Raw genomic sequence first — 22,364 nt, forward strand, 5'->3', positions numbered from 1 at the left:
CCAGATACCTGACTGAACGCTCGTAGCCGGGTACCATCCGCCCGTGGAGTTCGCCGGTGCATTGCGGCAGGCCATCCAGGCGAGCGGGCTGACCCTGGAGCGGATTCGCCACCGGCTCGGCCAGCGCGGTCTGACGGTCAGCGTGGCCACCCTCAGCTATTGGCAGCGAGGGCGCAGCCGCCCGCGTTCGCGTGCCGTCGTGGCGACGCTGGAGGAGATCCTCCAGGTGCCGGCCGGGACGCTGACCGATCTGCTGGACGACCCCGCGCCCAGCGCGCCCCCCGTGCGCGGCGGTGCGGGACGAGGGGGCCTCGCGACGGGCCCGCCCGGCCCGGGGGACCGAGGCCGCGCCGCGAGCGATCTGTGGCCCGATCCCGACCGCTACGCGTGCCTTGTCGGCCAGCTCGACCGGTCGGGCGACCACCGGCTGGAGCGGCTCAGCATCCACGACGTGTACCGGCTGGACGAGGTGCGCCGCTCGTGGAGCCTGTCCGTCCGGACGGTCCTGCGCGCGGCCGGCGACGACATCGACCGCGTCGTCTGCGTCCACCAGACCGCCACGTCCAAGGACGGGGAGGCGGAGATCACCGGGGTGCGGTACTGCCGTCCCGGCCGGGTCCGCACCGACGACGGGCTGATGGCGTTCGAGCTCGTCCTCGACCGGGTGCTGGCGGCGGGCGACACGGCGGTGGTCGAGTACGAGCTGGGCCCGGTGGTCGAGGCCGACGTCGCCTACGAGCGAGCCCTGGACGGCTGGGTGGCCGACAGCTACGACCGGCGCTTCTCCCATCCCGTCCACGACTACGTCGCGATCATCCAGTTCGAGGGCGGGCGGCTCCCGGCGCGCTGCTACGGCTTCACCGCCGAGACGTCGGACGCGCCGCGCCGGCGCCTCGGCGAGCTGTGGATCGGCACGTCGGGCAGCGCGAACCTCGCGGTCGGCAACGTGCGGCGCGGCATCGTGGGCATCGAGTGGGAGTGGCATTAACACTGAAATCCAGTCGGCGCCGAAATATTGACGGTTTCTCATGTTCTGCCTGAATATTCACAGCGTTCGTGCTTCGCGAATCGGTCGGCCCCATACGGTCGGGCGCTTCACCACCGCCACGGCGGCGGCGGACACGGACAGTGACGAAAAGGCGTCCTACGGCAACCTTCTGCTCAGCCAGTGTGACTTCTGGGAGGCCAGCGGAATACTCCGCCCGCGCGTAAACCGGGCCCCGACCACCGCATTGCGGCAGTCGGGGTTCCGGCTTGTGACAAATTGCCTGTTGGCAACACGGCCGCAGGGCCTTACAGTGAGCCCTGAAACTGCAAGCGCAGTTGTCAAGGCCGTTGACGGGGGCCGGCCGGAGCGGATCCGGAGGCCGAGTGATGCAGAGCGTGACGGAGGACGATCTCCTACAGGTGCTGCAATACGGTCCCTTCAACGTGGCATTGCACGCGGCCATCCAGGCGCGTGGTCTCAGCCTGGAATCGTTGAGGCGGCGCCTGGAGGAACAGGGCATCGCGGTCAGCCTGTCCACGTTGAGCTATTGGCAGCGGGGGCGGACCAGACCCGAGCGCGCCGACTCGCTGCGGGCCGTCCGCGGCCTGGAAGTGATCCTGGAGCTGCCGCGGCATTCGCTGCTCACGCTCTTGAAGCCCACAGCGGAACGGTCCGCCGGGCCGTGGCTGCCGGTCGAGGAGCTGTGTCCCGAGCCCGGCGTGAAGGATCTGCTGGACGAGATCGGCGACCGCGGCGAGCGGCTGCTCACCGGCCTCAGCCTGCACGACCAGCACGTCATCGGACGGCGCCGTGAGCTGCTGGAGGTGCGCACCCGCGCGGTGTTCCAGGCCCAGCAGCGCGGCGTGGACCGGTGGATCGCCGTCTACCACCACCCCCAGGGCGTCCTGCCGTCCTCGCGCACCGCGCGCGGCTGCCGGTTCGGACGCGTCCGGATGGACGAGGCCAGCGGTCTGATCGCCGCCGAGCTGCTGTTCGACCGCGCCCTGGGCCGCGGCGAGACGTACCTGCTGGAGTACGGGTTCGGGTTCGACGAGATGGGCCCCACGGTCACCGAGGAAGGGCGCGGGTTCCGCACGCCGCAGCACGAGTTCCTGATCGAGGTGCGCTTCCATCCGGCGATGCTCCCCGCTCGCTGCTACCGCACGTGGCGCCCGGACGGGCACACCGCGCTGAAAGACTCAGCCGACCTGCGAATGTCCAGTTACCACAGCGTTCACTTCATTGAGTTCGGCATGGCGGCCGGCTATCACGGCATCCGCTGGGAATGGGATTGAACTCAACTGAATACCCATGCGGATAGGCGCTACTTGACCAGGAGGTCGAGCAGGCGGTCCAGTTCGGCCTCGGGGTTCTCGGTCAGGCCGGCGTGGACCGGGCCGGGCTGGACGGTCGTGCTGCGCGGGGCCGTCAGCCAGCGGAACCGCGCGCCCGGCGGCTCCGCCCCGGCCTGGCCCGCGCGCTCCCCGCCGAAGCAGATCGCGTCCACGCCTTTCAGCGCGGCCCGCACGCCCTCCAGGTCGAGGGACGAGTCGAGCGCCAGCAGCCGCCGCTCGTCCAGATGGACGCGGCAGCCGAGGTAGTCCCGCGCGCGGCAGTACACCACCACGCCCACGTTCATCGCCTCGCCGCGCTCGACCCGGGGGATCACGCGCAGCGCCGCGTACTCGAAGACGGTCGGCTCGGCGGGCGTCCTGATGTTGCTCACGATCGCCCGCCCAGCCATCCCGGACGGTTCTCGCCGCGCCGCGCGCCCGTGCGCCGCGTGCGGCCGCCGGCGTCCAGGTCGGGCAGCCAGTCGCGCGGCTTCCCGGCGCGCGGCAGAAGGATGTCGATGTAGGCGTCCCGGAGCGCGTCCGGGCCGTCGAACCCCGGCTCGCCTTCCAGCCAGCGATCGGGCACGAGCCCGGCCACCTCCCGCAGCAGCCCCTCGGTGATCTTCGGAGCCAGTTCCGCCTCGGCCGCCTCCAGCCGCGTCGCGTACGGCGTCAGCACGTGGTCGTCCAGGTCGTAGGGGCCGGAGAACAGCCGCGCCGCGTTCGCCCAGGCGTGGTGGAAGATCAGGCTCGCCCCGTGGTCGATCAGCCAGACGTCGCCATGCCAGACGAGCATGTTCGGGTTGCGCCAGCTCCGGTCGACGTTGCCGATGAACGCGTCGAACCACAGCACCCGGGACGCGAACATCGGGTCGGGGCCCCAGCCGAGCGGGTCGAACCCCAGCGATCCGGGCAGGAAGTCGACCCCGAGGTTCCAGCCGGGGCTCGCCTTCAGCAGGTCCTGCACGTCGGAATCGGGCTCGTGCCGTCCGATGGCCGGGTCCAGGTCGATGAGGACCTGGTCGGGCACGCGCAGCCCGAGCCGGCGGGCCAGCTCGCCCGCGACGACCTCGGCGATGAGCGCCTTGCGGCCCTGCCCGGCGCCGTGGAACTTCATGACGTACGTCCCGAGGTCGTCGGCCTCGACGACGCCCGGCAGCGACCCGCCCTCGCGCAGCGGCGTCACGTAGCGGATGGCTGTCACATGAGGCAACACGCACGCCACGCTATCGGGTGGGCACGCACCCGGAATAATCGGCGGCATGGGCGTTGAGCTGGTCGACCTGTCGGTACCGATCGTCACGGGCATGCCCGTCTACCCGGGGGACCCAGAGGTGGAGGCCGTCCCCGCGCTGACGGTCGCCGGCTCCGGCGTGAACGTCCTGCGCCTGCACATGGGCTCGCAGTCGGGCACGCACGTGGACGCCCCGTTCCACATAGACGACGCGCTGCCCCGCCTGGACGAGCTGCCCCTCGAACGCTTCACCGGCCCTGTGGCGGTCATGGACGCCCGTGGCCTCCCTCCGCGCACGCCCATCACCCCCGACGCCCTCCCGGACGTCCTGGCCCCCGGCATGGTGCTCCTGATCGCCACCGGGTGGTCGGAGCACTGGGGGACCGGCGCCTATCTCGCCCACCCCTACCCTTCGCCGGAGACGGCCGAGGCGATCGTGGCGGCCGGGGTCCGCACCGTCGGCATCGACGCCCTCAGCGTCGACCGCACCCCGCCCCCGGGCGACGAGGACTTCTCCCTGGCCGCCCACCGCGTGCTCTGCGGGTCCGGCACCGTGATCGCCGAGAACCTCACCAACCTCGCCCGCCTCCTGGACGCCCAGGACGAGGGCTGCGCGATCGAGGTCTCCCTCTTCCCGATCGCCCTGTCCGCCGCCGACGGCGCCCCCGTCCGCGCGATAGCCCGCGTGGACGACCGCGCCGTCCTCGTCTAAACGCGTCCCGCTGGACGGGCGGTCGGCCTTCGGACGAGGACGAGCGCCACGATGACGGCCGCCGCGGCGAGCGCGGCGTCGATGAGGTAGCCGGTGGAGTATCCGCTCACGGCCCGCTCGGCGGCGTCTCCACCGGCCGACCGCGCGCGGGCGGCGGCGACGGCGGCGACCGTGGCGATCCCGATGGCGAAGCCCACCTGCTGGGCCGTGTTCACCAGGCCGGAGGCCAGGCCCTGGTCCTGGTGGTCGATCCCGTGGGTGGCGGCGATGGTCACCGCGACGAACGCGAGTCCGAGCCCTAGGCCGGTGAGGGCGAAGCCGGGCAGCACGTCGGCGGCGTAGTCCCCGTCCGCGGAGATGCCGCTCAGCAGCAGGCACCCGGCGGTGAGCACGGCGAGGCCGCAGGCGAGGACCGTCCCCGCGCCGGTGCTGCCGGCGAGCCTGGAGCCGAGCGTGGAGCCGGCGATGACCAGGACGCTGTTCGGCAGGAACGCCGCACCGGTCTCCAGCGGGGAGAAGCCGAGCACGTCCTGGACGTAGAGGGTGGTGAAGAACAGGTTGGACGCGACGACGGCGTTGAGCGCCATCGCCGCCGCCAGGGCACCTGGCACGCCGGGCGTCCGGAAGATCGCGAATCTGACCAGGGGACGGCGGACGCGCCGCTCCGTGACCGCGAATCCGGCGAGCAGCGCGGCCGCGCCGGCCAGGAGGGCCGCGACGCCGGGTGCGGCGTAGCCGTCCTGCTCGCCGCGGGTCAGCCCGTACAACAGGAGTCCCAGCCCGGTGGTGAGGAGGACCGCGCCGGGCAGGTCCAGCCCGCGGCCGTGCCCGGCCGGCCGCCTGGTCGGCCGCCCGGACGGCAGCAGGCGCAGCGCGAAGACCGGGGCGATCAGGCCGATCGGCACGTTGATGAAGAACACCCACGGCCAGCCGAGCGTGTCGGTCGGGCCCCCGCCCAGGATGAGCCCGCACGCGCCGGCCGCACCACCGGTCGCGCCCCACGCGCCCAGGGCGCGGTCGCGTGCCGGGGGTTCGGTGAACAGGGTGGTGATCAGGGCCAGCGCGGCGGCGGAGACCATCGCCCCGGCCAGCCCCTGGAACGCGCGCGCGGTCAGGAGCACGGCGGGACGCGAGGCGAGCCCGCAGGCCAGGGACGCGGCGGCGAACACCGCCAGGCCCGCGGTGAACAGCAGGCGCCTGCCGAACAGATCGGCCGCCCGGCCGGCGAGGATGAGCGTCCCTCCGAAGACGAGCGCGTACAGCGAGATCACGTACTGCAGCCCGTCCTGCGAGGCGAAGCGCAGCTCGTCCTGGATCGCGGGCAGTGCCACGTTCACGATGGTCGTGTCGAGGATGACCATGAACTGGGCCAGGCACAGCAGGCCCAGCGCCCGGCCTCGCTCCATGCGCCCTCGCCTCCACGCGCGGACCGGGAGGGACCGCACCCATGACGACCGCCGCACCGCCGCCCGGCGAGGACCGGCCGCCCGTGCTCGGGCGACCGGCGGAGCGGGCGGACGCGTCGCGCAACCGGGCGAAGATCCTGGCCGCCGCCGAGGATCTTGTCCGCTCGCGCGGCATGGCCGCCCTGACGATGAACGAGGTCGCCGCCGCCGGGGTCGGCGTCGGCACGGTCTACCGCCGCTTCGGCGATCACGCGGGCCTGGTCGAGGCGATGATGGACGACCGTGAACGCCGGCTCCAGCGGGCGATGTCCGCCGGACCGCCCCCGCTCGGGCCCGGCGCGCCCGCGCCCGAGCGCATCCGCGCCTTCCTGCACGCCTATGCCGACGTGCTCGACACCTACGGTCCGCTCATGGCCGCGGTCGAGGCGACCATGCCGACCCCGCGCCGCTACCGCACCGGTCCCTACGCCGTCCACCACGAGCATCTGGCCGCTCTGATCACCGAGGCCCGGCCCGGTGCGGACGCCTTCTACCTCGCCGACGCGCTGCTGGCCCCTCTCGCCGCGGGGCTGTTCACCCACCAGCGTCAGCATGACGGGATGAGCAGCCGCCGCATCAAGGCCGGTCTCGACGACCTCCTCCGAGGCTTCGGCCTCGACCGTCCGAGCCGGCGGTAAGGCCCGCTTGGGAGCGGGCGGGTCAGCGCAGGGGGCGGGCCTTGGCGGAGGCGCGGACGGTGGGAGAGTCGGCGTCCGGGATGAGCAGGCGCGGCGCGCCGCCGCGCAGGGGCACGGACCAGACGTCGGCGTTGCGGCCGCCCGCGCCGCCCTTGGGCACCGCGTACATCACGTGGCCGTCGTCGAGCCACGCCGCCTGGTCGTCCACGCTGCGGTTCTCCGGGAGCGGGGTCTCGACGCCGGTCGCCAGGTCGAGGACATGGAAGCGCCAGACGTCGGAGCTGAGACCGGTCCGCTTCTTGTAGACGAGGCGCTGGCCGTCCGGGGACAGCGACGGGCACTCGACGTTGTCGCGCAGGGCGGTGAGGGTGCGCCGCCCGATGTCGCCCTCGACGAGGTATCTGCGGTTCTGCGTGGCCACGGTGGCGAAGAACCGCTCTCCGCCGGGGACGAACGTCACGCCCCACACGTTGCGGTCCACGTTGTTGTTCGGCTGCCCGTTCAGCAGGAACGTGAACTCCTCGACGTTGCCGACCGGGTCGCCGCCGACCCGTCCGATGACGGTCTCGGTGGAGAAGCCGTCGGAGAGGTACGAGTGGCCCGTCACGAAGGCCGTCGTGGCGTAGTAGCGGCCGTCCTCGGAGATCCGGGCGCGGCTCGGGATCCCGTTGAGCGGGACCTGCTCGCCGGGCCTGAGCCGCTCGTCCAGGACGGAGACGGCGAACAGCCGGATCGGGTTGCGCGTCTGGCGCAGGCACAGGCCGCCCGCGGACGAGGCGGCCGTCCGCTCGCAGCGGGCCCCGAGGACGACGCGCTCGCGCCGCGGGTCGGACGCCGGAAGCGCGGCGAGGTGGCCGAACGCGGACCCGGCGCGCAGCGACCGGAACACGATCAGCCGCCCCTTGGGAAGCTGCGCCGAGACGTCGCCGCGCCCGCCGCCGTCCGCGCCCGCGCGCAGCACCGAGGAGGTGACGCAGCTCGCGGCCACGGCGACGACGAGGATGGCGAGCACCGCCATGATCTTGCCGTTCTTGGTCCCGCGCGGGCCTGGCTGGGTCATCGGGCCTCCGTCCGGTGGTCGCGGGCTCGGGTGATCAGCGATGCGGCCGCGAGCAGCGCGGCCGTGAGGGCGGCGGCGAAGGTCCACACGGCGGCGTCGCCCTCGGCGGCCGTCCAGACCGCGCCGAAGGCCACCGCGCCGAGGGCGCGCCCGCCCGCCACCGCCGCCTGGACGACGGAGATCCCGGTCGCCGTCAGCTCGGCGGGCAGCAGCGGCGCGGCCGCCGCGGGCAGCACGCCGTCGGTCGCCGCGTAGTAGGCGCCGAGGAACACCAGGCACAGCGCGGCACCGGCGGCACCGCCCGCGAGGATCGCGGTGAGGTAGGCGCACAGCAGCAGGCCGTACCCGGTGGTGAAGACGCGGTTCCTGCCGTACCGGTCGGAGACCCGGCCGAGCGGCACGGCCAGGGCGAGGTAGACCAGGCTCGTGCAGACGAACAGCAGCGGGAACCAGCGGATCGTGACCGAGTCGTTGCGCAGCAGGACGAGGTAGAGGAAGCCGTCGCCGATCGTCGCCGCCGACAGCACGGCCGCGGCGCACAGCAGCCGCCGGAACCCGCCGATCCGCAGCAGCTCCGCGACGTCTCGGAGCGAGACCGGCCGCTTCCCCTCGCGCGCGCCCGGCGCACCGGTCTCAGGCACGCCGCGTGCGTCCGCGCGGCGTTCCGGGACGCGGTGGACGAACAGCAGCACGCCCAGGACGGCGACGCAGAACGAGACGACGAAGACCATGTCGAAGTCGCCCGGCGCGAGCGCGAGCAGGCCGAACGCGACGACGGGCCCGAGCAGCGCGCCCGTCGCGTCCAGGGCCCGGTGCACGCCGAAGGACCTGCCGAGCCGGTCCCGCGGACCCGCGGTGGCGATGAGCAGGTCGCGCGGCGCGGTCCGCAGCCCCTTGCCCGCGCGGTCCACGCCCACCGCCGCCGACAGCGCCCCCGCGCCCGCCACCGGGAGCAGCATCAGCTTGGCGGCGGCCCCGAGGGCGTACCCCGCGCCCGCCACGAGCTTGGGACGGCGCAGCCGGTCGGCGAAGAAGCCGCCGAGCAGCCGCACCACGACGGTCGCGCCCTGGTAGAGGCCGTCCAGCAGCCCGTACGCCAGGGGAGTGAGCCCCAGGGCGAGGGTCGCGTACAGCGGCAGGACGGCCGTCACCATCTCGGTGGAGACGTCGGTGATCAGGCTCACCAGGCCGAGCACGACGACGACCCGGGGCACCCGGGCCGTCGTCGGTCTCGCACCGTGCGGGATGTCGCGTACTGATACGTACACGTGGCCTCCGGAGGAAACCAGCGGGTGGGCGTCGTCGAAGGGCGGTTTCGGGTCAGCCGGTGCCCGGCAGCGGCTTGTCGGCGGAGAAGGCGTCCAGGACGTTCCCGGTGATGGTGGCGATGTCGTTGTCGTACTTGTTGTAGAACAGGCTGCCGGCCCAGGAGATGGAGCTGGCCGAGAAGACCGCGCCTCCCTTGGGGTACTGGGTAAGGGTGACGTCACCGCGGACGAGCCAGTTGACGGTGCCGCCCTCCATCAGGTTGGCGGTGTTGTTCTCCTCCTTGACGAACATGTACTCGTCGCCGAAGCCGGTGCCCGAGGCCAGGACGATCGTGTTGTCGGCGGTGCCCAGGCCGTAGTCGGCGCGGTCGACCTCCTCGCCCATCGGTCCGCCCGGGCTTTGCAGGGAGACGAAGTCTCCGATGGGGCCGGTGGCCTTGACGCCGTCGAAGACCCAGGCCGCCCTGGGGCCGCGGCTCTCGGGCGTGCGGTCCAGCGGGCGGCTGTACATGCCGGTGCCCATGCGGGAGCCGAAGCCCTGGGCGGTGAAGCCGACGCCGACCAGCTGCTGCGGGGGCCGGCCGCGGAAGCGCCACAGGCCGCCGTACTCGCCGGTGGTGCTGTGGTAGTACTCGCCGGGTGCGCCCTGCCAGGCTTCGGTGCCGTCGTGGCGGCGCAGCTCGGAGTAGGTGCCGGTGCGGTCGAGCGGGGTGACCCAGTAGAAGCCGTTGCCGCCCAGGTACATCATGCGGCCGCCGTCGTTCAGCCAGCCCTGCATGGCGTCGAGCATGGATTCCGAGGTGTACTCGGGATGGCTGCCGGTGAGGACGACCTTGTAGTCGTCCAGCAGCTTCCTGCCCTCCTTATGCAGATCGTGGTCGGTGATGTAGTCGACGGTGCGGCCGGTGGACTCCAGCCAGTCGGTGATGTGGGTGTCGGCCTCGAACTGCCACGGCCTGCCCTCGCCCTTGCTCCCCGTGGAGTACGGGCGCATGTTGTTCATCGGACGCAGCCGCGACGAGTAGACCACGCCGCTGCCGTCGGTGTGCCGGGAGTACTGGCTCAGCCCGTTCGAGAAGTTGCCCGTCACGCCGTAGGCCAGGTAGCTGAACGTCGGCACCAGCAGCGCGACCTTCGAGCCCGGCTTGCCCTGCTTGGGACGGACGACGAATGTGGCGTGGTAGACGCGCCCGCCCGCCTCCAGCTTGGCCGCGTACACGCCGCTGCGGGCGTCGGCGGGCACCCGCCAGGTGAAGCTGGGCTCCCAGGCGGCGTCGCCCAGGTCGTCGTCGTGGAAGTACATCGCCCCGTACTGGTCGCGCGCCCGGGTGTAGTTCTGCTCGTCGGCCTTCCAGTTGTGGCCGGTGACGGCCCGGACCGGCAGGTTGACCGCGCGGCCGCGCAGCCGGTTGCCGGAGGTGTCCACGACCTGGTCGGTGTCCATCTTCTGGGAGAAGTCGAAGGCCGCCACCGCCCCGTCGGCCTGTCCGCCGCGTCGCAGGGCGGCGATCTCCTTGTCGTCCAGTGCCCGGTCGAACACGCGCGGGGCGTCGACCTTGCCGTTGTAGAACCCGGCCGGCTTGCCCCCGCCGCCCTGGTAGGCGGCGATCAGCAGCGGGGCCTTGGCGTTCTTCAACCCGCGGGCCCCGATCGTCCGGGTGACGACGGCCTCGGAGTCGTTGGGGTGGCCGGTCAGCGGATTCTGGTACAGCTTCACCTTGCCGGTCCCGGCGTCATAGGTGACCGCGGCGAAGTACCAACCGGAGGAGTTCACATGCTGCGGCCGGACGCCGCCGCCGGGCTCGACGCCCCGCAGCGCCGGAGCCCACGGCTTCAGCTTCACGCCGGTGCTCGCGGTGTGGGCGCGCCCGGACCGGTCGGCCAGCCGCACGCCCAGCCCGCCGTCCCGGTCCACGACCATGCCGTACCCGGCCTGGTCCTCCTCCGACCACTTGGTCACGATCCCCTGCACCGCACCCGTGCCGACCGGGGTCCGCTTGTAGGCGATGGGGTTGAGCTTGGAACCGGGGACGGTCGTCGGCGCGATCCACGCCGCGATGGTGAAGCTCCCGTCCGGCCGCAGGGCGTCACTGTCGGGGACGGTCACGTGCGAGCCCAGCGGCAGCGTCTGATACCGGCCCGGGTACTCCTTGTTCACCTCGGACGGGACGACCTGCTCCTTGATCCCCGGCCCGCGCGGATCCGCGTCGCCGTGCACCACCCGCACGATCGTCGCCCGGAACGCCGGGCTCTTGGTGCTCACCCGGACCTTCACGGACTCGCCCGGCTGGACGGACATCCGGTCCGCGTACCCGCTGATCCCGAGGCTGTCCAGCGCCTCCTGAGGCGTCGTCGGGTCGGCCGGGAGCGGGGGCGGGTCGACCTTCGGGGTCTCGGGCCGCTCCGCCGTCGCCCCCGCCCCGGCGGACAGGGGCCCGGACCCGCCGGCCACGGCGGCCAACACCGCGATCACCAGGGTCGTCACCGCTCGACTGCGCGCAATCACTCGATCACCTCTCCACTGGCCCTGGACCCTGGACGCACTTGGACGGTGTACCGCCTCACCGGTCACCGAAGACGTGATCTCAAATTAGGACGAAGGGGAGGAAGCTCCTAGAGTGCGTATATCGGTCAGAGGACCGAAAGTGGCGCACCGGGCCTGCCGTTGCGCCCGGAATTCCATCGCCGCCCCTCGCCGCCGTGGCTAGCATCGGCCGTATGGACGAGTTCCTCGGCTGGGGCGTCGCCGCGAACGTCGTCCAGGAACGGCTCGCCGGGCCCGACCTGGAGGTCCGGCGCGGGCTCAAGCATTTCGCCGGTGGCGCCAAGGTGTGGATATCGCTGCCGTTCAGCGGCGACGGCGGCGAGCGCCTGTACGTCGTCGGACGGCACCGCGGCAGCCACCGGTACATCCGGATCATCATCCAGTCGTGCCATCTCGAACACGCACGCGCCAAGGCCGTCTACAGCCCGGCGGTCCACCGGCTCCTGGCCGAGCCGGTGGCACGGATGCTGTTCGACTCCGAGGAGGACGCGGCCGACTGGGCGGCGCACCTGAACACCCGGGGAATCGAGGCCCACTTCGACGGCCGGCGCTGGTACTGGGTGCCGGACCCTCCGCCGATGGAGTTCGAACTCGACGGCAAGACGTACTACCTCGCACATTTCAACCACCGCCGGGCGCGCTACTCGTCACTGCCCCCTCCCCACGAGCCCTGACAGCGAACGCGGCTGAATGGTCGTGAGCTGGGGTGTTCATCGGCCAATGATCTCTCGCTATGGCAGTGGCGGGCGTGGGCCTGGTGGCGTCGTTGCCAGTTCGACCAGCGCAGATCGTGTCCGGGCGGTGCGCGCCGGGTGGCGGCCAACCGGGCCATGAGGCGCTGGACCTCGGCCAGGGTCAGCGGGATGAGGCCGGACTCGGTGGGGTGGGCGGCAGCGGCGGAACGGTTGCGGCGGATCAGCAGCCACCGTTATCGGGCCCGGGCCCGGCTGACGGCACGGTCGATGTCGATCAGTGCCCACTGGCAGAACCGCTGTCCCTTGGCGCCGGGGTCGATGGGCAGGCCGCATTCAGCGTGCTGGACCGCCGCGACCGTACTGGGGATGACAGTCCGCTCGACCTGACCTCCATAGACCTGCACAGCAAAGCCCTGCCCGGGACGCCAAGGTCAAAGGTGTCCCGGGCGGCCGGTCAGCGACGTGGCTGGTTTCCCGTGTGCCTTTGTAGGTGAGAGGAGGCACCCTTTGTCCGGTGCGACATGCTCGTAAAGCGCGACAGGTTCCTAAAGCGCGACATGTTCGCGGCCCGGTGCCCCTTGGCGCGGGTGGCGCGACGAGCGTTACTTGAGGGTAGGTGTCCCGGCCGACGCCGTGGAGGGTGCAGATGACCGGTCGGTACCGGCGGGCCGTGCATTGTTGAGCCAAAACAGGACCGGGTCGACCATGGCAATCGACCAGCAAGAAGGGAGATGGGCAGTACCGGTGACCACCGGCCCGACCAGCGCGGCCTCCGATACTGCCACCACGACCACAGCCTCGTTACAGGTCAGCGCCGACGCCGGTGACTATCCCGCAGCGACCTCGACAACGTTCGCTTGAGAGGAAGGAGCGTGGAAGAGTACCGAATTCCCCAGGGGCGGCTTCCCGTCCAGCACGGTGGACATCGCGCTGGGCCACATCCACAGCTTCGTGCAGTTGTTCGTGCACACCCGCGGCCTGTCGGCGCAGCAAGCCATCGACGAATGTGCGCGGATGAGCGAAAGACCTGGTCCGCAGATACCAGGAAGCCGAACAGGAACTGAGCGCGCTGATTCCCGATACCTCACGGCAGCGAGCACAGATTGGGCGGGCTTTCAAGTTGTTCACATGAACCGGCAACCAAAGCGACGGTGAAGACGTGAGTGCATCTCTCAATAGCGGTTTGTTTGATTCCAGACTACCGCAAGGACCCAGGCTCGATGCCCATGCCTGGCTGGATTTCGAGCGGCGGCAGCCACAATCATTGGAGGAGCTCCAAGCGCGATATGGGCCCATGTTCACGGTTTGGTCCGAGGGTAGGGCTCCGCGTGTCTACGTCGCAGATCCAGCCGCACTACGCCAAGTCTTCATCTCCCACGGCACCGACCTTCGGGCACAGGGACCGAGTCTGTTCAAAGATCTGATCGGCCGTCGATCACTGGCCTTCCAAAATGGAGAATCCCACCGCCGCGCACGTCACATACTCGGACGTGCGCTGGCAGCCCAGGATCATCGCAATCAGGCAGAGATAATCGCCGGCATCACGCGGGCGCAGATTTCCCGCCAACGCCAGATCCCGCTCGATGCCTTCACAAGCGACCTGACCCGTAAGATCATCATTTCGCTGCTATTCGGAGAAGCCGCGCAAAGTCGCTGCACGCAATTGCCGGACCAGCTCGAACGTTCCATGACGAGCTTGCACAATCGCTACAGCGCCGAACTCGTGGGAGACCGCCACCAGGCCCTCTGGGCTCATCGGGCCTTCACGCGGGCACGTCGGGCCCTCCGGGAGACACTCCTGGAAGAGATCAAGGCCGCGCGGCGTGCGCCCTCGCCCTCAAGCATTCTCGCCACGCTCCTGGACGGCTCAGAGGGCCAGGACCTCTCCAACGAGGAACTCCGCATGCATCTGATGACACTACTCGTCGCCGGTCACGAGACCACCTCTGCAGCCCTTTCCTGGGCATTGCTGCACGCCACAAGCCAGCCGCACTATGTCAACAAGATCCGTGAGGAAACCTGGCACCAACCCGTCGCGACCTACCCCACAACGCCTTTCCTGCAAGCCTACTGCCACGAAGTCCTACGGCACACATCACCCGTTCCCAATGGCCACACCCGCCGTACCCTGCGGGAACTGAACATAGCCAAGTACACCTTCCCGTCCGGCACCGAACTGTGCCCCTGCATACACAACTTGCACCACAACCATCGCCTCCATCAGCAACCAGACCACTTCCGCCCCGAACGTTTCCTCAACGCCGCTACGAACACCGACACCTACCTCCCCTTCGGAATCGGCTCCAGAAGATGCCTGGGCGAGTCACTGGCCATGCAAGAACTCGCCATCGCGGTCGCGATCACCACGCACCATCCTGACCTGAAAATCGAGGCCCCCGAAACCGCAAACCCCGAAAAGGTATCCATGGGGCCAACAATCCGCACACCCGATTCAATGATCCTTCGGACCTGAACCCACCGGCGAGGAGAAGGCCGACAAGACCGGCAGATCTCGGAGATCTGCCGTGTCGATCCGGATCGTCGGCTGGATCATCGGCCGCCCATGAGGGCTCCGCGCGTGTCGATGGCGGTGATGCACTGAGCGGGCGTTTACGTAGACTTGGTGGGAACGAGTCTTTTGCGGCCAAGGGCTTGTGATGCACTTCGCGCTAGTCGTCGCACATCCACAGCCGGCACTTGTGGTCCGCGATTGCCGCCTTCAGCGGCTTGGCCTGCCGAAGCGGATTGCCGACGATGCGCCATGCCTGGCGGCTTATCTGTGCCCAGTCCGCGTCGACCCTGCGAATGCGTGGCCGGTCTACCACGGGACGGTTTCGCCGTGGCGGTTCAGGAACCGCAGGCCGGGGGCGCCGACCTGGGCTTCGAGGACGTCGACGACGGCCGGGATGCTGTCCCGGGGGAGGAGGGGCGCGCCGGGCCCGCCGAGCGGGGTCTGGTTGTGGCCGGGGTCGATGAGCAGCTTGGTGTGCCCGTCGTCGGCATGGCGGTTGGCGTAGCTGCGCATCAGCTGGTTGAGCGCGGCCTTGCTGGCCTTGTAGAGCTCGAAGCCGTCCTCGGTGTTCCGCGAGATGCTGCCCTGCTCGGAGGACATGACCGCGACGGTGCCGCCGGGCGCGACGAGCCCGCGGAGGGCCTCAAGGGCGCGGAGCGGGCTCAACGCGTTGGTGATCATCACTTCGGTGAACATCTCGGTCGAGACCTCGTCGATCGGCAGATCGCCCCGGTCGATCGCGGCGTTGACGAAGAGCAGGTCGAGCCGGCGGCCTTCCAGGCGTTCGCGCAGAGCGGCCAGCTTCTCGGAGCTTGTCATCTCCAGCGATTCGACCTCCAGCCGTCCATGCGAGGCGTCGGCGTCGGCTTGCAGCTCGCCGCCGCTCTGGCGCGTGGTGGCGATGACCCGCCGGCCGCGTCGAGCGAGCTCGTTGGCGAGGACGAGGCCCAGACCTCGGGAGGCTCCGATGATGAGGGCTTGGCGGTTGGACATGGCGGACACATTCACTCCATGTTTAGACGAGACGTTGCGTCTAGTCTACGTCATGGCAGCTCGGACCGGTAATGTGTCCCGTATGCCCGCCGCGAACTCCCAGCCCCGCAGGGCGCGCTCCGGCAACCGGCGCGACGAGGCCGCGCGTCTGGCCGTGCTCCACGCGGCGGACGATCTGCTCGTCGAGCGCGGCTTCGGCAATCTGACCGTCGAGGCGATCGCGCGTCGTGCCGGGGTCGCCAAGCAGACGATCTACCGCTGGTGGCCCTCGAAGGTCGAGATCCTCCTCGACACGCTCATCGAGGACACCGAGAAGCGGCTTCCCATGCTGACGGAGAGGACCACGGCGGAGAGCATCCGCGGCTACCTGCTCGGCTTCGCGCGATTCCTCACCGGCGACCCCGCGGGCAAGATCCTGCTCGCGCTCATCGCCGAGGCGCAGCACGATCCCGGTACGGCCGAGAGCCTCCACAAGCGTTATCTCGGTCCACGCCGTGATCAGGAACGCGACATGCTCGTGCGCGCGATCGACGCCGGCGAGGTCTCGCCCAGGCTCGATCCCGACGCCACGATCGACGCTCTTGTCGGCCCGATCGTCTATCGCGCTCTGACGGGGTCGAGCATCCCCAGCGGTCTGGTGGACACCCTTGTCGCAGACCTGCTCCTGCCCCGCTGAGTGAACCGCTTTCCATGGTCCAGCCCAAGACATTCCTAGCGATAGTCCAACTTCCGGTAAGTTGTCGTTTCGAGTGAATTGAGATGCCGAAGACCCCTATGCATGGGAACTTCAGTATCCGTTCGAAAGACCTCGAACGCCCGACGGTTCGCCGTCGGCAGGTGCGCGACAAGCGCCCTCCTGACCGGCGTGCTCGGGCTTGCCGCGCTGCCAGGGTGCAGCGACGACAGCCATCCCGCAGGGCGGCGCGGGGCGACCGAATCCAGCGGTCACGGAGCAAATCGATTCACCGTTGCGGGGACCGGCGATTTCCTCCTGCACGAGGTCGTGACCCGGCAAGCCGCCTCGGACGCGCGCGCTCAAGGGAAGAACGGGTTCGACTTCACTCCGATGCTCGCCCAACTCAAGCCTGTCATTAGCAAGACGGATCTGGGAATCTGCCACATCGAGACGCCATTGGCCCCGCCCTCGGGGCCTTTTGTCGGCTACCCGGCGTTCAGTTCCCCGCCACAGATCGTGGACGCGGTACACCGGCTCGGCTACGACACCTGCTCCACGGCCTCCAACCACTCCCTCGACCAGGGAGAACCGGGCGTGCGCCGCACGATCGACGACCTGGACAAGGCGGGCATCCGGCACACCGGCACGGCCCGTGACGCGGAAGAGGCGAAGAAGATCAACATCTTGGACGTGAAAGGGGTGAAGGTCGCGCAACTCTCCTACACCTACGGCACCAACGGCATACCGAAGCCACCGGCAAAACCCTGGCTCGTGAACGACGGCCTGAACCCCGAAAGGATCATCGCCGACGCGGCGCGCGCCAAGGAGTCCGGGGCCGAAATCGTGATACTCAGTCTCCACTGGGGAACGGAGTACCAGCACGAGGCCACGCCCGAGCAGCGCCGCCTGGCGACGACGCTGCTGCGCGCCCGCGATGTCGATCTGATCCTGGGCTGCCACGCACACGTCGTCCAGCCTTTCGAGCAGATCAACGGCAAGTGGGTCGTGTACGGCATGGGAAATCAGATCGCCAATCCGACCGCGAACTCTCGGGCCACGCACGAGGGAATCGTCGCACGGGTCACCTTCACCCGAGATTCCGGGAAGCAGTGGAAGACGCAGCCCTCCTTCGTCCCCACTCTCGTCACGCCCGGCTCCGTCAGGCTCCGCACGCTGAGCAGCAATTCACCGGACCAGGCCACAGTGAACCGCACCACGCAAGTCGTACGAAGCCTCGGATACAACGTCCCACTCGCCCCGTCCCGGAACTAGAAGTCATCTGGACGAGAGGTCGCGGCTATCGTTCGGACGGCTTCACCGTTTTGAGCAGCAGGCAGAACTCGTTGCCCTCGGGGTCGGCGAGCACCTCCCAGGGCTCCTCGCCCGTCTGCCCCACATCGGCCCTTCGGGCCCCGAGGTCGAACAGGCGCTGGAGTTCCTCGTCCTGGTCCCGGTCGACCGGGTTCACATCGAAGTGCAGGCGCAGCTTGCCCGGCGCCAGGTCGGCGGACCGGCTGAGGACCAGCGTGAGCCCGGGATTGTCCCGCTCGGTGCCGGCGGCGCCGATCTCGATGCTCCCGTCGTCCTCTGTTTCCAGGACGACGAAGCCGAGGACCTGGCACCAGAACTCCGCCAGGCGCTCGGGGTCCCGGCAATCCAGGACGAGCTCGGTTATGCGACATGCCATTGCGCGAGCCTACTCCGCCGTGCGCCGTCACCCGGGCGGAGACGCCTGCGGCGGAGGCCCGCGGTCACATCTTGGCGATGACCTTCTCGGCGAAACGCTCCATGGTGGCGATCTTGAGGGCCAGAGGGTCGGGGTGGGCGGCCTTCTCCTCGGGGGTGGCGAGCCACCAGGGGGCCGAAAGCGTGCCCTGGACGCCCCGGTCGGCCCATTTGCGGTAGAGATCGGCAGTGGGGAGCGCGCCGATGGGGGCGATGACGGCCAGATCGTCCAAGGTCCGGCCGTGTTCGGCGAGGAAGCCGGTGAGGCGGGCGAGGAGCGCTTCGAGCTGCTCTTCGGAGTAGATGCGGTTGCCGATCCAGCCGTCGCCGACGCGGGCGGCGCGGCGGAGGGCGGCGTCGCTGTCGCCGCCGATGTAGACGGGCACCGGCTCCGCCGGGACGGGGGTGATGCTGAGGGGGCCGAAGTCGTAGAACGGGCCGTGGTGCTCGACCGTCCCGCCCTGCCAGAGGGTACGGAGCGCGGGGATCATCTCGTCGAGGCGTCGGCCGCGGGTGTGGAAGTCCTGGCCCGTCTGGAGGAACTCGTCCTTGCACCAGCCGACGCCGACGCCGAGGATCGCGCGGTCGCCGGAGAGGGCCGCGGCCGTCGACACCGCCTTGGCGACGGTGAACAGGTCGCGGACGGGCGGGATGTAGACGTTGGTCGCGAACCTGACCCGCTCCGTCACCGACGACATCGCGCCGATCGTCACCCAGGGGTCGGGCCAGTGGGTGTCCTGGGAATAGGGCGGCGTGCCCGTCCGGGTGTAGGGGTAAGGGGTCTCGTAGTCGGCCCAGAACAAATGGTCCGACACCGTGACGACGTCATAGCCGAGCCGGTCCGCCGCACGGGCGAGGCCGGTGTACTCGCCCGTATCGGCGAACGACGCGCCGAGCCAGAATTCCATCAGTCCTGGAATTCCGGGATGACCTTGGTGGCGAACATCTCCAGATTCCGCTTGACGGTGTCGAGCGGAAGGACGCCCTGCTGGCCCTGCATGAACAGGCCGAACCATTCGAGGTCGGGCATCCGGTCGAGCATGCGCTGGATGCCGCGCTTGACATCGTCCGGGGTGCCCAGGAGGGCCATCTCGACCTCGTTCATGCGCTTGAAGTCGCCCTTCTCCGGCGAGATGGGCTGGTGCCTGTCGTCCTCCTTCTTGCGCAGCACCTCCAGGTAGCCGAAGGGGCCGAAGAAGGACGCGAAGTCCTTCTGCATGCCCTTGCCGTAGGTGGCGATGGCCTCCTCGCGGGTGTCCGCCATACCGACGATCTTGAGGATGCCGGTGTGCTCGCCGAGCTTGTAGTCCTTGCCCTGGCGCCCGCATTCCTCCTGGTAGAGCTTCGCCTTGGCGGCGTGGTCGTCGGGGTTCGGGGTGAACATCCAGGGCATGATGCCCTCCTGCGCGGCCCGGATGACCGACCGGTCCGAGACGGTGAACGGCTGCCACAGCTCGGGGTGCGGGTTCTGGTAGGGCTTGGGGCAGACGGACACCTGCTGGATGATCCCGTTCTCGTCGATCTCGCCGGGGGCGCCGAACGTCTGCGTCCACTCCTGGGCGGGCCAGCCCTCGATGCCGCTGTAGGGGGCGGGGACCTCGTAGTCGAGGACGTCGCTCTTGTAGCGGAGCGAGTCCTGCGCCCACGCCATCTTCATGATCTTGAGGACCTCGCCGAACACGTCGAAGTTGCGGTCGTCGGACTTCGAGCCGTCCGAGCGGGCCGCGGCGGCGTGCCAGCGCTGCCCGAGGACGTTCATCCAGCGGTTCTGGTAGCCGCGGGCGACGCCGAGGCGCAGCCGTCCCTTGGAGAAGTGGTCGAGCAGGGCGACGTCCTCGGCGGCGCGGATCGGGTCCCAGGCGGGCAGGACGATCCCGAGCGGCGCTAGCAGGATCCGCTCGGTGCGGGCCGCGAGGTCGGTCAGGAACATCAGCGGGTTGACCGAGAACTCGAAGCCCTCCGAGTGGAAGTGGTGCTCGGTCATCATCAGGGCGTCGAAGCCGATCCGGTCCGCGTGCACCGCGATCTCGCGGACCTCGTGCAGCAGCCGCTGGTACGACTCGACGTCCCGTCCGATCGGCCGCTTGGCCTTGGCGTTCTCCTCGGCGGCCCAGCCCGACCCGGGGATCTGCGGGTTCAGGAAGATGGAAAACTTCACGCGGACTTCTCCTTGTCGAGTTCCTCGAACCAGTTCTTGACGGCGTGCAGGAATCTGTCCGGCCGCTCCTCGTGCAGCCGGTGCCCGCACTCGGGCCAGGCGACGGCCCTGGAGGCGGGATGCTCGAACAGGGCGCCCTCCCAGGACGCCCGTTCCTGGTCCGCCCAGACGGTCAGCACCGGGCAGGTGCGGGCGGCGACGCGGGCGTCGGCGGCGGGCCGGGCGCCCCAGGCGTCCGCGTCGGTGAACATCGCGGGGAACGCCTGGGCGAGCACGTGCGCGGGCGTCGCGAGGATCTTGCGGGTGTGGGAGGTGCGGACGAACTCCGGGGTGGACGCGACGTACAGCACCGGCTCCATCGCGAGGGCGGTCCCGTGGGGGTCGCGGCGCAGCCCGTCCGCCATGCCGGGGAGGAACCGGGCGATCTCCTCGGGCTGCCCGTAGCCGGGGTCGGCGCAGACGAGCGCCTCGACGCGTCCGGGATGGGCCAGGGCCAGGGCCGTCACGACCATCGCTCCCATCGAGTGGCCGAAGGCGATGACGCGCCGGACGCCGAGGTGGTCTAGGAGCCGGGCGAGGTCGGCGGCCAGGTCCTCGGGGCGGTAGCCGGACCCGGGGGCGGACGACATGCCGTGGCCGCGCAGATCGGGCGCGATCACGCGGTGCCCGGCCGCGCGCAGGCCGGCGATGTGCCACGCCCAGTCCTGGGAGTCGGCTGCGTAGCCGTGGACGAGCAGGAGCGGCGTGCCGGGGCCCGCGCCGGGCTCGGGGGCGTCGTCGGTGTAGAAGAGGCGCACGTCTCCCAGGTCGGCGACTGGCATGGGACCCCTCCCCGGACGCGGCGCGACAGACCGAACAAGCGCACGCTACCTCACATCCAAATAGCCGAGCAATCGCTTGGTTACCTCGCTAGGGTGTGACGTGCATCGCGCGGGACGGCCGGGCGGGAGAGGAGGCCGCGGGCATGCGGCTGGGGATCACGATGTTCGCGACGGACCGCACGATGGAGCCGCACGCGCTCGCCCGGGAGGCGGAGGCGCGGGGCTTCTCGTCCCTCTACGTCCCCGAGCACACGCACGTCCCCGTCTCCCGGAAGACCGCCCCGCCGACCGGCGCCGAGACCCTGCCGGAGGAGTACGCGCGGACGCTCGACCCCTTCGTCGCGCTCGCCGCCGCCGCCATGGTGACCGAGCGGATCAGGCTGGGGACGGGCGTCCTGCTGCCCGCTCAGCGCGAGCCGATCGTCACGGCGAAGGCCGTCGCCACCCTCGACCGGCTCGCCGGGGGACGGTTCACGCTCGGGGTCGGCTACGGCTGGAACGCCGAGGAGGGCGCGGGCCACGGCGTCCCCTGGAAGCGGCGGCGGGCGATGGCGCGCGAGCACGTCCTGGCGATGCGCGCGCTGTGGACGCGGGACGAGGCGTCCTTCAAGGGCGAGTTCGTGGCCTTCGAGGCGAGCTGGTCATGGCCCAAGCCGACCGGGCGGGTGCCGGTGCTGCTCGGCGGCGCGCCCGGCCCCACTCTGTTCGCGCACATCGCCGAGTACGGGGACGGATGGATGCCGATCGGCGGCGCCGGGATCCGCGAGGCGCTGCCCGTCCTGCGCCGGGCCTGTGAGGACGCCGGGCGCGCGATGGTGCCGGTCGTCCCGTTCGGGACGGTTCCGACGCGCGGGAAGCTCGGCTACTACGCCTCGCTCGGGATCGAGGAGGTCGTGCTGCGCGTGCCCGCGGACGGCCGCGACGTCGTCCTGCCGCTCCTGGACGACTACGCGAGCGCGTACCTCTGACCTTTCCAGCCGCCCCGGCCGATCGCGCGGCCGGGGCGCCGCGTCAGCGGATCATGCGGAAGCAGAAGAAGGTCGGGAACCGGTAGTACTGGCTCTTGCCCGCCTTCACCGCGCCCAGGATCAGGAACACCCACTGCCCGATGAGCAGCTCCAGGTACGGGACGATCAGCGGGATGAGGAAGGCCGGGGTGTCGGCGGCGATGGCGACCGGCACGCAGACGGCCGCCACGGCCAGCAGGTGGATCAGCAGCGTGATCTGGAAGTTCAGCGCCTGCGCCGCGTGGAAGCGGGTGAATGCCGACTCCCTCTTCTTCACGAAGTAGATGATGAGCGGCGCCAGGAAGCCGATCACGAGCATCCCGACGTAGCAGAAGATCGCCCATGTCGTGTCGTTGCCCTGGACCTGGGTGGGCGGCCCGTACGGGACGCCGGGCGGGCCGTATCCCCACTGGGGGTCGTACGGGCCGCCGCTCTGCCCGTCGTACGGTCCGCCCGGTGGCGCGCCGTAGGGAGGCTGTCCCGGAGGCTGTCCGGGAGGCGGCCCGTGGGGCTGCCCTGGCGGCTGGCCGTAGGGGACCGGATGCGGCGGGGG

General features: G+C 70.3%; 21 protein-coding genes. 9 read left to right on the plus strand and 12 right to left on the minus strand.

Annotated features, from left to right (window positions below; all coding sequences use genetic code 11):
• Positions 1-43 precede the first annotated feature (43 nt).
• Positions 44-988: a helix-turn-helix domain-containing protein gene (locus E1298_RS10535; protein ID WP_131891813.1), complete on the plus strand. Its 945-nt coding sequence runs from the start codon at positions 44-46 to the stop codon at positions 986-988.
• Between the two features lie 386 nt (positions 989-1,374).
• On the plus strand, positions 1,375-2,283 hold the full coding sequence (locus E1298_RS10540; RefSeq protein WP_131891815.1) for a hypothetical protein: 909 nt from the start codon (positions 1,375-1,377) through the stop codon (positions 2,281-2,283).
• Positions 2,284-2,312: 29 nt separating this feature from the next.
• Here the strand turns inward: E1298_RS10540 and E1298_RS10545 are convergent, their stop codons facing one another.
• Both E1298_RS10545 and E1298_RS10550 read right to left on the minus strand, forming a co-directional pair.
• Complete coding sequence (locus E1298_RS10545) at positions 2,313-2,732, minus strand: DUF3037 domain-containing protein (RefSeq protein WP_131891817.1); 420 nt, start codon at positions 2,730-2,732, stop codon at positions 2,313-2,315.
• Positions 2,711-3,586: a HipA family kinase gene (locus E1298_RS10550; protein ID WP_341770613.1), complete on the minus strand. Its 876-nt coding sequence runs from the start codon at positions 3,584-3,586 to the stop codon at positions 2,711-2,713. Before E1298_RS10550 ends, E1298_RS10545 begins: the two co-directional genes overlap by 22 nt.
• Between E1298_RS10550 and E1298_RS10555 the strand changes: the two genes are divergently transcribed.
• On the plus strand, positions 3,585-4,268 hold the full coding sequence (locus E1298_RS10555) for a cyclase family protein (protein WP_131891821.1): 684 nt from the start codon (positions 3,585-3,587) through the stop codon (positions 4,266-4,268). The two genes, E1298_RS10550 and E1298_RS10555, sit on opposite strands and share 2 nt — an antisense overlap.
• Here E1298_RS10555 and E1298_RS10560 read toward each other — a convergent pair.
• Positions 4,265-5,674 (minus strand): MFS transporter, encoded by a 1,410-nt coding sequence (locus tag E1298_RS10560; RefSeq protein ID WP_131891823.1) that lies wholly within the window; start codon positions 5,672-5,674, stop codon positions 4,265-4,267. The two genes, E1298_RS10555 and E1298_RS10560, sit on opposite strands and share 4 nt — an antisense overlap.
• Before the next feature lie 41 nt (positions 5,675-5,715).
• Here E1298_RS10560 and E1298_RS10565 point away from each other — a divergent pair, with 41 nt between their 5' ends.
• A complete protein-coding gene (locus E1298_RS10565; protein WP_131891825.1) occupies positions 5,716-6,351 on the plus strand; it encodes a TetR/AcrR family transcriptional regulator in 636 nt (211 codons plus the stop codon).
• A gap of 22 nt (positions 6,352-6,373) precedes the next feature.
• On the opposite strand, the gene E1298_RS10570 is transcribed toward E1298_RS10565, so the two are convergent.
• Genes E1298_RS10570 through E1298_RS10580 form a run of 3 tightly spaced genes read right to left on the minus strand, consistent with a single transcriptional unit; the run spans position 6,374 to position 11,164 of the window.
• Entirely contained in the window at positions 6,374-7,411 is a 1,038-nt protein-coding gene (locus E1298_RS10570; protein WP_131891827.1) for a TolB family protein, read from the minus strand.
• Positions 7,408-8,679, minus strand: coding sequence for an MFS transporter (locus E1298_RS10575; protein WP_131891829.1), 1,272 nt, complete (start codon positions 8,677-8,679; stop codon positions 7,408-7,410). The genes E1298_RS10570 and E1298_RS10575 overlap by 4 nt, the downstream gene beginning before the upstream one ends.
• A 52-nt stretch (positions 8,680-8,731) precedes the next feature.
• Entirely contained in the window at positions 8,732-11,164 is a 2,433-nt protein-coding gene (locus E1298_RS10580) for a LamG domain-containing protein (protein ID WP_131891831.1), read from the minus strand.
• Positions 11,165-11,397: 233 nt separating this feature from the next.
• Here E1298_RS10580 and E1298_RS10585 point away from each other — a divergent pair, with 233 nt between their 5' ends.
• Together E1298_RS10585 and E1298_RS10590 are read left to right on the plus strand one after the other, a co-directional pair.
• Entirely contained in the window at positions 11,398-11,898 is a 501-nt protein-coding gene (locus tag E1298_RS10585; RefSeq protein WP_131891833.1) for a hypothetical protein, read from the plus strand.
• Between the two features lie 1,180 nt (positions 11,899-13,078).
• Positions 13,079-14,392: a cytochrome P450 gene (locus E1298_RS10590; protein ID WP_131891835.1), complete on the plus strand. Its 1,314-nt coding sequence runs from the start codon at positions 13,079-13,081 to the stop codon at positions 14,390-14,392.
• Between the two features lie 345 nt (positions 14,393-14,737).
• On the opposite strand, the gene E1298_RS10595 is transcribed toward E1298_RS10590, so the two are convergent.
• Complete coding sequence (locus E1298_RS10595; RefSeq protein WP_131891837.1) at positions 14,738-15,424, minus strand: SDR family NAD(P)-dependent oxidoreductase; 687 nt, start codon at positions 15,422-15,424, stop codon at positions 14,738-14,740.
• A gap of 82 nt (positions 15,425-15,506) precedes the next feature.
• Here E1298_RS10595 and E1298_RS10600 point away from each other — a divergent pair, with 82 nt between their 5' ends.
• Together E1298_RS10600 and E1298_RS10605 are read left to right on the plus strand one after the other, a co-directional pair.
• Positions 15,507-16,100: a TetR/AcrR family transcriptional regulator gene (locus tag E1298_RS10600; protein WP_131891838.1), complete on the plus strand. Its 594-nt coding sequence runs from the start codon at positions 15,507-15,509 to the stop codon at positions 16,098-16,100.
• Positions 16,101-16,289: 189 nt separating this feature from the next.
• Positions 16,290-17,372, plus strand: a complete 1,083-nt coding sequence (locus E1298_RS10605) for a CapA family protein (RefSeq protein ID WP_165975403.1) — start codon at positions 16,290-16,292, stop codon at positions 17,370-17,372.
• A gap of 25 nt (positions 17,373-17,397) precedes the next feature.
• On the opposite strand, the gene E1298_RS10610 is transcribed toward E1298_RS10605, so the two are convergent.
• The 4 genes from E1298_RS10610 to E1298_RS10625 all read right to left on the minus strand — a co-directional run bounded on the left by E1298_RS10610 (position 17,398) and on the right by E1298_RS10625 (position 20,804).
• Complete coding sequence (locus E1298_RS10610; RefSeq protein ID WP_131891842.1) at positions 17,398-17,787, minus strand: VOC family protein; 390 nt, start codon at positions 17,785-17,787, stop codon at positions 17,398-17,400.
• 64 nt (positions 17,788-17,851) lie between these two features.
• Positions 17,852-18,733, minus strand: coding sequence for a TIGR03619 family F420-dependent LLM class oxidoreductase (locus E1298_RS10615; protein WP_131891844.1), 882 nt, complete (start codon positions 18,731-18,733; stop codon positions 17,852-17,854).
• Positions 18,733-19,983, minus strand: coding sequence for an LLM class flavin-dependent oxidoreductase (locus E1298_RS10620; RefSeq protein ID WP_131891846.1), 1,251 nt, complete (start codon positions 19,981-19,983; stop codon positions 18,733-18,735). The genes E1298_RS10615 and E1298_RS10620 overlap by 1 nt, the downstream gene beginning before the upstream one ends.
• Positions 19,980-20,804 (minus strand): alpha/beta fold hydrolase, encoded by an 825-nt coding sequence (locus E1298_RS10625; RefSeq protein ID WP_131891848.1) that lies wholly within the window; start codon positions 20,802-20,804, stop codon positions 19,980-19,982. Before E1298_RS10625 ends, E1298_RS10620 begins: the two co-directional genes overlap by 4 nt.
• A gap of 143 nt (positions 20,805-20,947) precedes the next feature.
• Here E1298_RS10625 and E1298_RS10630 point away from each other — a divergent pair, with 143 nt between their 5' ends.
• On the plus strand, positions 20,948-21,772 hold the full coding sequence (locus E1298_RS10630) for an LLM class F420-dependent oxidoreductase (RefSeq protein WP_131891850.1): 825 nt from the start codon (positions 20,948-20,950) through the stop codon (positions 21,770-21,772).
• Between the two features lie 43 nt (positions 21,773-21,815).
• On the opposite strand, the gene E1298_RS10635 is transcribed toward E1298_RS10630, so the two are convergent.
• Positions 21,816-22,364: DUF4870 domain-containing protein (locus tag E1298_RS10635; protein WP_131891852.1), on the minus strand; the 549-nt coding region annotated here is incomplete at its 5' end.

It is taken from the genome of Actinomadura rubrisoli, assembly GCF_004349215.1.
GTDB classification, from domain to species: Bacteria; Actinomycetota; Actinomycetes; order Streptosporangiales; family Streptosporangiaceae; genus Spirillospora; species Spirillospora rubrisoli.